Genomic DNA, 12,913 nt, shown 5'->3' with positions numbered 1-12,913 from the left:
GAGGGGCTAGTACTCAAAAGAAATTCCGTTTACTTGTAAAGACTGGGTTCACCAGGCGGTCGATGTTTAAAGCGCTTATGCACCCAATAGTACTCTGCTGGTCTTTGACGAACAAGTTCTTCTATCCAAAGATTTAGGCGCGCAGTATCTTTATCTGGATCATCGCTGGGAAAATCCGGTAGTGGCCGAGAGATAGTGCAGATATAGCCAGTCTTTTTGGGATTTAGCAAAGTGGTCATGAGGCAAACCTCAGCGCCGCTCAATTTTGCAAGACGAGAGACAGAGGTCACCGTGCTTGTGGGAATTCCAAAGAAGGGGGCAAAGATGGAGTCGCGAGGACCTAAATCAATATCGGGTGCAATCACGACAAAATTACCCGCGCGAGTTTCGCGAATGAGATCGCGTAGGCGACTTTGCCGTTCAATGGACATGGCGCCAAAGCGGTCACGCCACTCCACCATTTTTTGATTGAAGAAGGGATTCTTCATTTTTTGATAGAGGCCTGCTCCGCGTGGCCAGTCATTCTTCATGCCCAATGCAGAGAGGGCCATGAAGCCTCCCTCAAGGCCAACAAAGTGTGGATTCACTAGAATGCGTGGTTTGCGATCACCCAGTGGAACAGCGGATTCAAGATGTACAAATGACAGTATCTGATTGCTAGTACCAAGCCATACTCGGCTACGCTCGATTACACTTCGGCCAAATAATTTCCAATGCTCTAGGGCAAGCGCATCAATTTCTGGCTCACTTAAATTGGGAAAGCACAGGCGTAGATTGGTTTTAACTACTTGCGCGCGATCGTTTGGAATGTGGGCTGCTAACCAGCCAAGCCCATAACCCACATGGACGGTAAAGCTGTAAGGCAAAAAGGCAAAAAGGCGCAGAAGGCTAAGCGCTAAAAAATTGAAGAGGTTGTGTAACCAGGCCATTTTAAAAAAAGATAACGAGTTGCTTAGGCCTTTGGGGGCAATTCTGCACCAGCTGGATGCTTGTAACGGTTATAGGACCAAATAAATTGTTCAGGTGCGACTAGCACTGCATTTTCAATCGCAAGATTGAGTTCGGCTGCGCCTAGGGTGGCGTCTTCTGATAATGGAGATAAGCGCGTTGCTTGCATCAACCAACCCTGACCCAAGACTTTGCGCTTGGCAGTAAACATCACAACAGGCGTGTTGTTGCGATTAGCAAGTCGCGCAGGTAATGGAGTTGTATAAGCGGGCCTACCAAAAAATGGCACCCACACACCCTCGCCACCGCTGGGTACTTGATCGGGGAGGATACCTATGGCTTCACCACGCGTTAATGCGCGTGTCATTTGTCGCACACCATGGAGATTGGTGGGGACAAAGTGCATATTGGGATAGGCACGTCCCTCTTCAACTACTTCATTGAGCCAAGCTTGGCGTGAAGGGCGGTACAGGATTGTTGCTGGAAAGTGCTGTGCTAAAACACGCGGAATGATTTCAAAGCCACCCAAATGGGGAGTCAACATCACCAAGCCATGGCCTTCGCTGATGGCAGCTTCTACTAGATCCCAATTCTGTACTTCTACTAGGGCCAGGGCTTTCTCCGGGTTGCGCCAAATCCATAAGCTGTCTGAAAAAAGCATTCCAGAGGCTCTAATGGCAGGCCATAACTTAAAGGGAAGATTTCTGGATCTGACAACAGCCTCGTACTGTGGCCGGAATAGGCCGCGGTATTGCTTCGATCCGACATAAGCCAAAATGCCCAAGCAGGCCCCAAGCACCTGAGCCACAGTCAAGGGAAGCGCTGCAATTACATTAAGACTAAGTTTTAGAAGGGGTTTTCGCACCCCCTAATGATATTCAATGCTGCCGTAAGGGCCAAATTTGATTTGGTCTTGGTGGATTTGCTGCTTTTCAGATAGAATTCTCCCATCGCTGAGTTAAGACAACTTGCAGGGCGATTTATAAATTCTGCTAAAGCGTCGCCGTTGTAGTTCCTGGCACGTCGAGTTGTCCAATAGAGCGTGTTAATTTTTTAAAGGAATAGGCAATGGCAAACGATTACTTCTTTACCTCAGAGTCAGTCTCTGAAGGTCACCCCGATAAAGTAGCAGACCAAATTTCAGATTCAATCTTGGATGCCATCTTGGCTCAAGATCCAACAGCACGTGTTGCTGCAGAAACTTTATGTAATACCGGTCTTGTTGTATTGGCTGGTGAAATTACAACTAATGCAAACGTAGACTACATTCAAGTAGCGCGTAACACACTGCGTGAAATTGGTTACGACAATACTGCGTATGGCATTGATTACAAAGGTTGTGCGGTATTGGTTGCCTATGACAAGCAAAGTCCTGACATCGCACAAGGTGTGGATAAAGCGCATGACGACGGTTTAGATCAAGGCGCTGGTGACCAAGGCCTGATGTTTGGTTACGCTTGCGATGAGACCGCAGAGCTGATGCCTTTGCCGATTCATCTCTCCCATCGTTTAGTGGAGCGTCAATCTCAATTGCGTCGCGATGGCCGCCTTAACTGGTTGCGTCCAGATGCCAAGTCACAAGTGACCCTGCGTTATGTTGATGGTAAGCCTGATTCGATTGACACGGTTGTTCTGTCAACTCAGCATGATGAAGAAATCGGTCTTGAGAAATTGCGTGAAGCGGTGATCGAAGAGATCATCAAGCCAGTATTGCCGAAGCATTTGATCAAAGGTGCGATTAACTTTTTGGTAAACCCAACAGGTCGCTTTGTTATCGGCGGTCCGCAAGGCGATTGCGGTTTAACCGGTCGCAAAATTATTGTGGATACCTATGGTGGTGCAGCGCCTCACGGCGGCGGCGCTTTCTCCGGTAAGGATCCATCCAAGGTTGACCGTTCTGCCGCCTACGCTGGTCGCTATGTTGCTAAGAACGTGGTTGCTGCAGGTTTGGCAAGCAAGTGCTTGATTCAGATTTCATACGCGATCGGTGTTGCAAAGCCGACGTCTGTCATGGTGAGCACCTTTGGAACAGGCAAGATCTCTGACGAGAAGATCGCTCAATTGGTATCAGAGCACTTTGACTTGCGTCCAAAAGGCATTGTGAAGATGCTCAATCTCTTGCGTCCGATTTATCGTAAAACTGCTGCTTATGGCCATTTCGGTCGTGAGGAGCCAGAATTTACTTGGGAGCAAACTGACAAGGCACCTGCATTACGTGCTGCAGCAGGCTTATAAGCATCAAATAAGCTGTATTGCGTTGTACTGAAGCCAAATATGGCGTAATTGTTTACAATTACGCCATACCTTCAAGGAGCGTTGCAAGGAATGCTGAGACCCAGTACTTCCCCAGGCTTGAAGGGAGCGATCTCCTAAACGGAAATTGCTAATTGCAACCGCGCTCGCTAACCCATGATTCAATGGCTAGCGAGTTCCTACTCCAGCATTGGATCGTATTTAGCTGGAGCATTAATGAATACCGTTTCTGACTTAAATAACTTCGTAGCCACTCGTTGCGCGATTGCGGATATTACTTTGGCTGATTTTGGCCGTAAGGAAATTGCTATTGCTGAAACAGAGATGCCTGGTTTGATCGCCATTCGCGACGAATTTGCCGCACAACAACCCTTACGTGGTGCACGTATTACTGGTTCATTGCATATGACCATTCAAACTGCTGTATTGATTGAGACGCTAGAAGCGCTTGGCGCAGAAGTGCAGTGGGCTTCATGCAATATTTTCTCGACTCAAGACCATGCTGCTGCTGCAATCGCTGCGAATGGCACGCCTGTGTTCGCTATTAAGGGTGAGACCCTTGAGCAGTATTGGGACTTTACACACCGTATTTTTGAGTGGGCCGATGGCGGCTTCACCAATATGATTTTGGATGACGGCGGCGATGCGACTTTGCTATTGCATCTTGGTGCGCGCGCTGAAAAAGATCAAGCGTGCTTGAATCATCCAACTAGCGAAGAAGAAACCATTTTGTTCTCTGCCATTAAGAAAAAATTGGCACAAGATCCAACTTGGTATTCCACTCGCTTAGAAAAAGTAAAAGGCGTTACAGAAGAAACTACGACAGGCGTACATCGTCTGTATCAAATGTTTGCTAAGGGCGAACTAAAGTTTCCAGCGATTAACGTTAATGACTCAGTTACAAAGAGCAAGTTCGACAACCTGTATGGTTGCCGTGAGTCTTTAGTTGACGCGATCAAGCGTGCAACCGATGTGATGGTTGCCGGTAAGGTAGCCGTAGTTTGTGGTTATGGCGACGTAGGTAAGGGCTCTGCTCAGGCATTACGCGCCTTGTCTGCTCAAGTTTGGGTTACTGAAGTAGATCCAATCTGTGCATTGCAGGCGGCAATGGAAGGTTATCGTGTTGTGACGATGGATTACGCTGCTGATAAGGCCGATATCTTTGTTTCTGCAACAGGTAACTACCATGTAATTACCCATGACCACATGGCTAAGATGAAAAATCAAGCCATCGTATGTAACATCGGCCACTTCGATAATGAGATTGATGTAGCTGGTATTGAAAAATACAAATGGGAAGAAATCAAACCACAAGTTGACCATGTGATTTTCCCTGCAGCCAATGGCAAACCTGAGAAGCGCATCATCATCTTGGCAAAAGGCCGTTTAGTGAATTTAGGTTGTGGTACTGGACATCCTTCTTATGTCATGAGCTCTTCATTTGCAAACCAAGTGATTGCGCAAATCGAATTGTGGAATGCAGTTGGCACAAACAAATATCCAGTTGGCGTCTATACCTTGCCTAAGCACCTGGATGAAAAGGTTGCGCGTTTGCAGCTCAAGACTTTAAATGCGGAGTTGACAGTGCTGTCTGATCAGCAGGCTGCCTACATTAACGTAACCAAGGAAGGCCCATACAAGGCTGACCATTACCGTTATTAATCCACTTTAGATAAACATGCCCAAGATCATGGAATTAAGCGTCGAATTTTTCCCACCCAAGACACCTGAAGGTGAGAAGAAGCTACATCTCGTGCGCGAGCGCTTGAGTGAAACTCTCAAGCCAGCATTTTATTCCGTGACCTTTGGTGCCGGTGGCTCTACACAGTCTGGCACATTAAAGGTAGTGAGCGATATTCATGCGGCAGGTGCTGCAGTTGCTCCCCATCTCTCCTGTGTAGGTAGCTCTCGTGAGAGCGTACGTGAAATGTTGCAACAGTACAAAGCCTTAGGCATAAAACGGATTGTTGCTTTGCGTGGAGATCTTCCATCTGGCATGGGTCAGTATGGCGAATTTCATCATGCTAATGAGTTAGTAGAATTTATTCGTGCTGAGACGGACGACTGGTTTCATATTGATGTAGCCGCCTATCCAGAAACGCATCCTCAGGCTAAGTCACCCGCTAGTGATGTGGGCTTCTTTGTGCAGAAAATGAAAGCTGGCGCTAACTCCGCAGTCACACAATATTTTTATAACAGTGATGCGTATTTCCGCTTCGTCGATGAGGCTTATGATCTCGGCGTTACCCAACCTGTGATTGCGGGCATTATGCCGATTACGAATAGCACGCAGTTGCTCCGTTTCTCCGATGCTTGTGGTGCTGAGATTCCACGTTGGATCCGTTTACGTTTGCAGTCTTATGGAGATGACATTGCCTCTATTCGTGCTTTTGGTGAAGAGGTAGTAACGGATTTATGTGACCAGCTTTTAGCAGTTGGAGCGCCTGGCCTGCACTTCTACTCTTTAAATCAGGCCGATGCTGTCTTGGCGATCACTGATAATTTAGGTTTAACTAAAAACGCCTGATTCAGTGACCAGCATATCCAGTGGCTCATCATGCGTTTGAGCTGACCACTGAGCATCATCCAGTTTTTGCCAATCAAAGCCAATCCCGATGCAGATCAGGCTTGGCTTCTTTTTTCTGAGTTGAGCCAAGGTGCGATCAAAGTATCCGCCCCCATATCCAAGCCGCCAGTACTGCGCTGCATTACCCTCATGCGAGCTTGACCAACCTACACAGGGAAGCAAGATGCAGTCCGGTATGAGGGCTTGTCTTTGAGTCTGTAGAGGATCGGGCTCAGGGATTCCGTGCTGACTGGGAACAAGGCGATCACCTTCCTGCCACTGGTAAAAATCAAGGTGCTTATCAGGGCGCGCCAGGGGTAGGGCTAACTCTCTATTGGGCTGAGTCTTGACCCACTCCAGCAAGGTGGTTCGTAAGTCAATTTCATCCTGTATGGGCCAATAGAGGGCTATAGATTGAATTGCGCTACCAGCACCAGTTAAAAATTGATTGAGGTTTTTAATAAGCTGATTTGTTGAGGGGGCATGATTTTGCCCCGCCGCAAATTCTTTGCGCCGCTTTAATAAATCTTGTCTTAGTGTTTTTAGCGAATTACCGTGCATATCCATGATTATCAGGCGAAAATTAACAGATATAGTAATTACATTACCACCAAGTAAATAAGCATAGGGTTTGATAGTGAATATGAAGTCTGCTGTTCAAAAAAGAAAATGTCGTCACTTGGCAGGAATCTTCTTTCTAGGCTTGGCTTTGGCTGCTAATTCTGCTTTTGCAGAAAAGCCAAAAAAGCCAAAGTTACCAAAATCATATGAGAGCAAAGCAGCTCCCCCGGAGATTTCGGACGCAGACCGCATGTTTATTGATTTGCGCGAAGCAGCCAAAAAGAATGATGTATTTCGGACGCAGCAACTAGCTGGCAGTCTAGTTAACTATCCCTTTGATGACTATGTAGCTTATTTCCGTATTAAGCCTCAGTTATTTGATAGTGCCGGTGGCGCCAGGGGTGACTACAGCGCAGACTCTCAAGTGGTTGCATTTTTGAATCAATATCAGGGAACTGCTTTGGCCGATCGGATGCGGAATGATTGGTTGCTGGTATTGGGGAAAAGAAAGGACTGGTCACGTTTTGATGCTGAGTATGCAAAGTTTGTTTTGGATGACGACACTCAGGTGAAGTGCTACTCCTTGCTATCTAAGTTATCTCAAGGAGAGAATCCCACCAAGCTGGCGATGGATTCTCGCTCGGTGTTATTAGATCCCGGATATTTTGGGCAGGCATGCCAAGAGCTAGTGCCTTCATTAGTAGCGGCTGGTGGTATGACACCCAGTGAAGCAAAGGCAATTGGTCGGGCTGCGAGTGAAAGGGGATATGACACTATGGCCAGACGGCTTGGTGGTGAGGATCCCATTGCAGAGATTGTGAAAGCTGCAAAAGCAGATCCTGCTAAAGCATATCGAGACTTTTCTCAAAACGCTTCGCGCTATAGCAAAGAGAATCAAGCGCTAGCTTGGGGTGTGATTGGACAGTTCTTAGCTAAAAAGTTGGATCCTAATGCAGACGATGCTTATCGTTTGCAACAAGAGTTGGGCTATAACGAATTGCTCTCTGCTGAAACTCAGGAATGGAAAGTGCGAGCAGGACTACGCGCCAAAGATTGGGCCTTAGTGAAGAATGCGATTGAAGGCATGAATCCCGCTATACGAAGTCGCGATCCTGCCTGGACATATTGGTATGGGCGCGCATTAAAAGCCGAAGGTCAAGATGCCAAAGCCAAAGAGAGCTTTGAGATGCTCGATGAGCAATATAACTTTTATGGCCAGCTCGCTAGGGAAGAGCTCGGTAAGTCCAATAACGCCCCATCGCGCACTAAGGTTTTTGATCAAGAAATTGAAGCTATGGCCAGTCGTAAAGGTTTCATTCGAGGTGAGCGTCTTTATGCCATGAATTTGCGTTTCGAAGGTAATCGCGAGTGGAATTGGGAATTGCGCAATATGACGGATAAGCAATTGCTAGCAGCCGCAGAATACGCAAAGCGTATTCATTTGTATGACCGTGTCGTTAATACCGCCGATCGAACTAAGCAAGAGCATGACTTTAGTTTGCGTTATCCAACCCCTTTTCGCGATGAGTTATCCCCTATTGCTCGACAAATTGATCTGAACTTAGCTTGGGCTTATGGCCTGATACGTCAAGAGTCTCGCTTCATCATGAATGCATCCTCCTCGGTGGGCGCATCCGGCTTAATGCAAGTTATGCCCAATACGGCGAAGTATGTCGCTAAGAAAATTGGGATGACCAATTACACCAATGACAAATTAAGTGATACCAATACGAATTTGACCTTGGGTAGTAATTATTTAAATATGGTGCTGATTGATCTAGACGGATCATGGGTTTTAGCATCTGCAGCATATAACGCTGGGCCGTCACGTTCAAAGCTCTGGCGCGAAAAATTGACTAGTCCGACTGAAGGTGCCATTTTTGCTGAAACGATTCCCTTCACCGAAACGCGTGTGTATGTAAAAAATGTGTTGTCAAATGCAAATTACTATTCGTCTGTAATGAATGGGCAGACCCAATCCTTGAAGCAGCGCCTTGGTGTGATTGCGCCTAAGGCAGCCACTCAAACTGAATTACCATAATAAGCAAGCATCAATAAAAGGCCTCACATGAAATATGACATTCTCCTCATTGGTGGCAACGGTTTTGTAGGCCGTGTTTTAGCCGCGCAATTACAGTCTGCAGGCTATTCCGTTTTAATTCCTACCAGCCATTTGGCTGCTGGACGTGAATTGCGTTTATTGCCAAAGGTGCATTTAGAGGATGCAGATGTTCACGAGTTTGATGCGCTACAAGATCTTTGCTCGCGTGTGAGTCCATCTGGTGCAGTGATTAATTTAGTCGGTGTGCTCCACGACAAGCCTGCTCAGCCTTACGGAAAGGTATTTCAGGCAGCGCACGTAGACCTAGCAAAAAATATTATTACGGCCATGCAAATGAATGGCCTAAAGCGCTATTTACATATGAGTGCATTGGGTGCGGATTCCAATGGCCCTTCAATGTATCAGCGGAGTAAGGGGGATGGTGAGGCTGCAGTGAGGGCTAGCAATCTCGATTGGACAATCTTTAGACCTTCTGTCATTTTTGGTGCGCAAGATCAATTCATTAATTTGTTTGCTAAGTTAACTAAGTTATTTCCAGTAATGCCATTGGCTAACCATACTGCTCAGTTTCAGCCCGTCAGTGTGGACGATGTTGCAAGTGCTTTTGTTAGTGCTTTGACAATGCCAATGACCATTCATCAAACTTATGATTTGGTAGGCCCTACGGTTTACACCATGAAAGAGATTGTGGAGCTTGCTAAACGTAAGGCAGGCGCTTCTTGCGCCATTATTCCGGTGCCAGCATTTGTAGGGTATTTGCAGGCCCTTGCATTTGAATTCTTACCGGGTCCGACCTTGATGTCGCGTGACAACATTGCCTCAATGCAGCAGCCGAATATTCTTCCTCTAAAAGGCATTGATGTGCTTAAAGACGTTTTTAAAGTTAGCCGACGTAGTTTGGAAGGTATGCAGTAATGAAAGTGTATGCCGTTGGCGGAGCCATCCGGGATACCTTAATGGGCTTGCCTATTCATGATGTGGATTATGTCGTTGTAGGGTCTAGTGTGGAAGAGATGATTGCCAAAGGTTTTCGACCAGTTGGCAAAGATTTCCCAGTTTTTCTGCATCCAGAAACGCAAGCTGAATATGCGCTTGCTAGAACTGAGCGCAAAACAGGCGTGGGATATAAAGGCTTTCATTTTTACGCCGATCCAAGCGTTAGTCTCGAACAAGATCTTGAGCGTCGTGATTTAACAATCAATGCCATGGCTCAAGAGGTGAGCGGAAATGGTCAGTGGGTAGGCCCCATCATTGATCCCTATAACGGGCAAGAGGATTTAGCTGCCAAAGTATTTCGTCATGTATCGGATGCCTTTGCTGAGGATCCTTTGCGTTTATTACGTATCGCCCGATTCTCAGCGCGCTTCCCAGAATTCTCGATTGCCAACGAAACACTTTTAGCACTCCAGTCAATTGTTCAGTCTGGCGAGTTAGAGGTGCTCTCTGCTGAGCGTATTTGGCAAGAGCTTGCAAGGGGTTTGCTTGCTCATAAGCCAATGCATATGTTTCAAGTTTTGCTCAATACGGGCGCAGCAAGTACTATGCTCCCGCCTCAGTTGGCAACCCTTTTGGCAAATGAAGTGTTTCGAGAAGAACTCATTGCGCATTTAGATGTGGCTGATAGCAGTCTTGAAGAGCGCTGTGCAATTACCTTGATGCATTTGCCCTCAACTGAAATACGCGCCTGGGCTGATGATGTGCGTATGCCAATAGAGGTGCGCGACTTTAGTGAAATCTTTAGCGATCTGAGCTTACTCGTCAAACAACATCCTGATGGCGTCTATCAAGCAGTAGATATATTGGCCTGGTTTAATCGGGCTGATCTTTGGCGCAAGCCCGATAGAGTGCAGGTACTGTTAAATCTTGCTCAAAAAATTGGGTTTCCGGTTGCCGCATTCGTTTTGGCAATGCGTAATACACAGGCATTAAACACGGCTGAGATTATTGCTGGGGTTGAAGCGCAAGACCGCTCGAATGGTGAGCGCATTGGCAGTGCCTTTGAGTCTGCAAGATTGGCAGCTATTACTGCTGCACTTAACTCATAGATAGTTAGAGTCTATTTCTGCCACGCAGGCCGGGTAGATCTTCAAGCTGATAGCCTGGCAGTAAGGCATCTAGATTTTTTGAAAAGGCAAACACCTTAAAGAGTTCGCCCATTTCTGCTTCTGATAATAATTTTTGTAATGCATTTGAAATAGGCAAGAAGACTTCTGGATTTCCTGGGTCACCTAACTCGAGCGCAATTTCTCCAATGCCTGCATCCAGCAAATAGGCTGCTTGATTTGTTAAATACACATCATCGGCATTTTCTTCAAGAGCACAGCGAGCAATTTGAGACCACTCTACGTGGGTCGTTAAGTCACAAAGACCCGGTAGGTAAAAAGGATCTTGAATAGCATGATGGCGATGGTGTGCCATCAGCGTTCCCTCTAATCGTTGAGGATGGTAATACTCACCCTCTGGAAAGCCATAGTCAAGCGTTAGAAACAAGCCAGTATTAAGATGCTGGGCAACTTGGCGCATCCAAGAATGTGCGGGTATATGCAGTTCAGTGACATAGCCTTCAGAAAAATGTTCAAGCAATAAATTTTCTGGAAGTAAATGTTGCTCTACAGGCTTACCTGCTTTCCATGAAAATTTTTCATCGTTTACAGTAACGCCGTACCAATACCAAAATCCATTTTGATAAATGATGGTATCGCAGGGGATAGCATCAATGACTTCATTCGCCAGGACGATGCCTTTGTAGTCTTCGGGTAAGGCGCTTAACCAATTACATTGGGTGGAAGATTTTGAATTATTCAGAGTGCTGGTTAAGAGTGCTTTTTGTCTTTGGGCTAAATCAGGTGATATTTCAATAATGTCGTAGCGATCCAAAGAAAAACCCAGATCTTGCAAGCGGGTCAAGATGGATTGGGCTAGCTTTCCGGAGCCGGCTCCAAACTCTAAAATTTGGGCTGGCAATCCCTTTTCCTTGAGCCCCTCCAGAACTGGCAGCAGCGTTGAGCAGATGGCCGCTCCAAAGAGGGGGCTCAACTCAGGGGCTGTTGTGAAATCGCCCCCAGCCCCTAATTTATGGGCTCCCGCACTGTAGTACCCAAAACCAGGCTCATATAGCGCCATCTCCATATAGCGAGAAAAAGACATCCAACCGCCCTCAGAGGCGATTTGGGCAGCTATTTTGGCGCTTAGAAGCTTGCTATGCTCCGTTTCAAGGCTGGTCAAGGTAATATCCATAGCTCGCTAGTCTAAGAGAATTTAATTGAACCCCAGTTCGACACCTCCATCCCCGCAAAACAAGGCCGTTTTAGTGACTGGTGCCGCAAAGCGGCTTGGTCGAGAAATTGCCATGCAATTTGCACGTCAGGGCTGGGATGTGGCAGTTCATTATGGGCGATCTGAGTCTGAGGCCAGCGAAACTGTGACCCAAATTCAGAATCTGGGATGCCAGGCGCAAGCCTTTCAGGCAGACCTCTCTCAAGAATCTGCCGTGAAAGACCTTTTCAACGCAGTAAGTCAGCGATTCCCAGATTTACATTGCCTAGTCAATAGCGCATCGATTTTTGAATATGACCGCGCAAATTCTGCAAACCCTTTAAGCAGCAAGATGCTGCAAGACCATATGCAGGTTAATTTGACGGCCCCCATTTTGCTTTCTCAATTGATGTTTCACTATCAAAAAAGCAAACCAAAAAAATTAGATGAGCAAGGAGAGGTGATATTGCCATCGGTGATTCAATTGTTGGATCAAAAATTAATTAATCTCAACCCAGATTATTTGTCTTACACCCTATCGAAAGCAGCTTTATTAACTTCTGTTGAAGTGTTGGCGCTAGATTTTGCGCCTCACCTACGCGTAGTGGGTTTAGCCCCTGGAATTTCATTACTGTCTGGCGATCAAACAGTTGAAGGCTTTACAAAAGCCCATCAAATGACACCGCTGAATAAATCTTCTACTCCTTTGGATGTAGCTAAAGCAGCCGTCTTTTTAGCAGAAGCAAATGCCATTACTGGTACAACTTTGTACGTCGATGGTGGGCAACATCTTTTACCTTCGACACGTGATGTGATGTTTAAAACCAATTCATAAAAACAATAAAGAGAACAAATCATGCGCGCGATTATTTCCCACCCTGCCCTTGCAGATTGCCGTCGGCTTTTTTTGCGGAACTACGAGATATATATCAATATTGGTGTTCATGATTTTGAAAAGAAAGCCGAGCAACGGGTTATTTTGAATGTAGATCTTTATATTCCCTTATCGATGAACACCCCATCAAATGATCAGCTTCATGAAGTGGTAGATTATGATTTCATGCGTGAAACCATTAAGGCACGGGCATCTCAGGGACATATTCATTTACAAGAAACATTCTGTGATGACATCGTTGCGGCCATGTTGGCGCACCCTAAGGTATTGGCTGCATGCGTTAGTACGGCCAAGCCAGATGTGTACCCTGATTGTCAATCCGTTGGCGTCGAAGTATTTCGTATCAAGCAAGCTTAATTCAAAGTAAAGAACT

The 12,913-nt window shown here is 46.3% G+C and carries 12 protein-coding genes and 1 riboswitch; of the genes, 8 read left to right on the top strand and 4 right to left on the bottom strand.

The window, feature by feature from the left end:
• Positions 1–29 precede the first annotated feature (29 nt).
• Together ICN41_RS06610 and ICN41_RS06605 are read right to left on the bottom strand one after the other, a co-directional pair.
• The gene (locus ICN41_RS06610; protein ID WP_216292149.1) at positions 30–929 is read right to left on the bottom strand and encodes a lipid A biosynthesis acyltransferase; all 900 of its coding nucleotides are present in this window, start codon (positions 927–929) and stop codon (positions 30–32) included.
• Between the two features lie 23 nt (positions 930–952).
• Positions 953–1,813, bottom strand: coding sequence for a lysophospholipid acyltransferase family protein (locus ICN41_RS06605; protein ID WP_216292148.1), 861 nt, complete (start codon positions 1,811–1,813; stop codon positions 953–955).
• Between the two features lie 203 nt (positions 1,814–2,016).
• On the opposite strand from ICN41_RS06605, the gene metK reads away from it, so the two are divergent.
• From metK to metF, 3 genes are all read left to right on the top strand, one after another.
• Entirely contained in the window at positions 2,017–3,183 is a 1,167-nt protein-coding gene (gene metK / locus ICN41_RS06600; protein WP_216292147.1) for a methionine adenosyltransferase, read from the top strand.
• A 67-nt stretch (positions 3,184–3,250) separates the two neighbouring features.
• A riboswitch (S-adenosyl-L-homocysteine riboswitch) is annotated at positions 3,251–3,356 on the top strand.
• Between the two features lie 61 nt (positions 3,357–3,417).
• Positions 3,418–4,863 carry an adenosylhomocysteinase gene (ahcY, locus tag ICN41_RS06595; protein WP_216292146.1) on the top strand — a complete coding sequence of 482 codons (1,446 nt, stop codon included), beginning with the start codon at positions 3,418–3,420 and terminating at the stop codon, positions 4,861–4,863.
• Between the two features lie 28 nt (positions 4,864–4,891).
• The gene (metF, locus tag ICN41_RS06590) at positions 4,892–5,728 is read left to right on the top strand and encodes a methylenetetrahydrofolate reductase [NAD(P)H] (RefSeq protein WP_216292145.1); all 837 of its coding nucleotides are present in this window, start codon (positions 4,892–4,894) and stop codon (positions 5,726–5,728) included.
• Here the strand turns inward: metF and ICN41_RS06585 are convergent.
• Positions 5,711–6,328 carry a 5-formyltetrahydrofolate cyclo-ligase gene (locus ICN41_RS06585; RefSeq protein ID WP_255537921.1) on the bottom strand — a complete coding sequence of 206 codons (618 nt, stop codon included), beginning with the start codon at positions 6,326–6,328 and terminating at the stop codon, positions 5,711–5,713. The two genes, metF and ICN41_RS06585, sit on opposite strands and share 18 nt — an antisense overlap.
• Positions 6,329–6,410: 82 nt before the next feature.
• Between ICN41_RS06585 and ICN41_RS06580 the strand changes: the two genes are divergently transcribed.
• The 3 genes from ICN41_RS06580 to ICN41_RS06570 are packed head-to-tail and all read left to right on the top strand — an operon-like array spanning position 6,411 to position 10,435.
• The gene (locus ICN41_RS06580) at positions 6,411–8,369 is read left to right on the top strand and encodes a lytic transglycosylase domain-containing protein (protein WP_216292144.1); all 1,959 of its coding nucleotides are present in this window, start codon (positions 6,411–6,413) and stop codon (positions 8,367–8,369) included.
• A gap of 27 nt (positions 8,370–8,396) precedes the next feature.
• Positions 8,397–9,305 (top strand): complex I NDUFA9 subunit family protein, encoded by a 909-nt coding sequence (locus ICN41_RS06575; RefSeq protein WP_216292143.1) that lies wholly within the window; start codon positions 8,397–8,399, stop codon positions 9,303–9,305.
• Entirely contained in the window at positions 9,305–10,435 is a 1,131-nt protein-coding gene (locus ICN41_RS06570; protein ID WP_216292142.1) for a polynucleotide adenylyltransferase, read from the top strand. Before ICN41_RS06575 ends, ICN41_RS06570 begins: the two co-directional genes overlap by 1 nt.
• A gap of 4 nt (positions 10,436–10,439) precedes the next feature.
• Here ICN41_RS06570 and ICN41_RS06565 read toward each other — a convergent pair whose 3' ends face one another.
• A complete protein-coding gene (locus ICN41_RS06565; protein ID WP_216292141.1) occupies positions 10,440–11,627 on the bottom strand; it encodes a class I SAM-dependent methyltransferase in 1,188 nt (395 codons plus the stop codon).
• Positions 11,628–11,652: 25 nt separating this feature from the next.
• Here ICN41_RS06565 and ICN41_RS06560 point away from each other — a divergent pair, with 25 nt between their 5' ends.
• Together ICN41_RS06560 and ICN41_RS06555 are read left to right on the top strand one after the other, a co-directional pair.
• Positions 11,653–12,480 carry an SDR family oxidoreductase gene (locus ICN41_RS06560; protein WP_216292140.1) on the top strand — a complete coding sequence of 276 codons (828 nt, stop codon included), beginning with the start codon at positions 11,653–11,655 and terminating at the stop codon, positions 12,478–12,480.
• Positions 12,481–12,501: 21 nt separating this feature from the next.
• Positions 12,502–12,897 carry a dihydroneopterin aldolase gene (locus ICN41_RS06555; protein WP_216292139.1) on the top strand — a complete coding sequence of 132 codons (396 nt, stop codon included), beginning with the start codon at positions 12,502–12,504 and terminating at the stop codon, positions 12,895–12,897.
• The last annotated feature ends 16 nt before the right edge of the window (positions 12,898–12,913 follow it).

Source organism: Polynucleobacter sp. 15G-AUS-farblos, from assembly GCF_018882445.1.
Taxonomy (GTDB): Bacteria; Pseudomonadota; Gammaproteobacteria; order Burkholderiales; family Burkholderiaceae; genus Polynucleobacter.
This window is presented reverse-complemented; position numbering and strand designations above follow the sequence as displayed.